Genomic DNA, 1,107 nt, shown 5'->3' with positions numbered 1-1,107 from the left:
CTAGGTTCTGTCTCGAAGTCTGTGATGGTGTGGCATCGCGTAGCGGCGCCACACCATCGGCATGTTCGGTGAAAGTGGGTGGCCGCGTTGGCGTATAGGTGAGGTCTCCGGTAGTTCGGATTAGCGACCAAGCAAATCTGAATAGCCGGAGACCTCGTGGCCAGCGTAGCGGTGGCGGGGCGAGCAGACCTGACCGATGCCCAATGGGCTCGGTTGGAGCCACTGCTGCCCTGTGGAAAGAAGACGGGCCGCCCGTCGAAATGGACGAAGCGCCAACTCATCGACGGGATCCGGTGGAGGACCCGGGTCGGGTCGCCCTGGCGGGACGTGCCATCCGAATACGGGTCCTGGCAAGCGGTCTACGGATTGTTCCGGCGGTGGCAGCGCGCAGGAGCGTGGTCGGCGATGGTGACCTCGTTGCAGGCGCTGGCCGAGGCGGACGGGGTGATCGACTGGCAGGTCAGCGTGGACTCCACGACTACCCGAGCCCACCCGCATGCTGCCGGTGCCCGCCGCGAGGGCGGCGGGCAGGCCGAACCACCGGCCGGTCCGGGACAGACAGAACCGACCGACCATGGATTGGGGCGCTCGCGGGGAGGATGGACCAGCAAGCTGCATCTGGCCTGCGAGCAGGGCACCGGGGTGCTCGCGGTTCTGCTCACCGCCGGTCAGGTCGGTGACAGTCCCCAGTTCACGGCGGTGCTGGACTCGATCGCGGTGCCCAAACTCGGTGGCGGTCGCCCACGAGTGCGACCCGATCGGGTACTGGCCGACAAAGCCTATTCCAGCCGCGGCAACCGGGCATGGTTGCGACGCCACGGGATAAAGGCGACCATCGCGGTCCCCGCCGACCAAGCCGCACACCGGCGCCGCCGTGGCAGGGTCGGTGGTCGGCCACCGGCGTTCGATCCGGTGACCTACCGCGATCGCAACGCCGTCGAGCGCGGTATCAGCCAACTCAAACAGCATCGCGCGGTCGCTACCCGCTACGACAAACTCGCTGTGAGATTCCTGGCCACGGTCCATGTTGCCGTCATAAACCAGTGGCTCCGCCACTGGTGAGAGCAGGCTATCTACCCACCCTCACCACTTCGAGACAGAACCTAG

General features: G+C 66.4%; 1 protein-coding gene. It reads left to right on the top strand.

Annotated elements, in window-relative coordinates; genetic code table 11:
- Positions 1-171: 171 nt before the first annotated feature.
- On the top strand, positions 172-1,062 hold the full coding sequence (locus tag ABZS43_RS36610; RefSeq protein WP_355040593.1) for an IS5 family transposase: 891 nt from the start codon (positions 172-174) through the stop codon (positions 1,060-1,062).
- Positions 1,063-1,107: the final 45 nt, after the last annotated feature.

The organism is Nocardia sp. NPDC005366 (assembly GCF_040606855.1).
Lineage (GTDB): Bacteria > Actinomycetota > Actinomycetes > Mycobacteriales > Mycobacteriaceae > Nocardia.
Note: the sequence above shows the minus strand (reverse complement) of the source record. Positions and strands in the feature narration are given on the sequence as shown.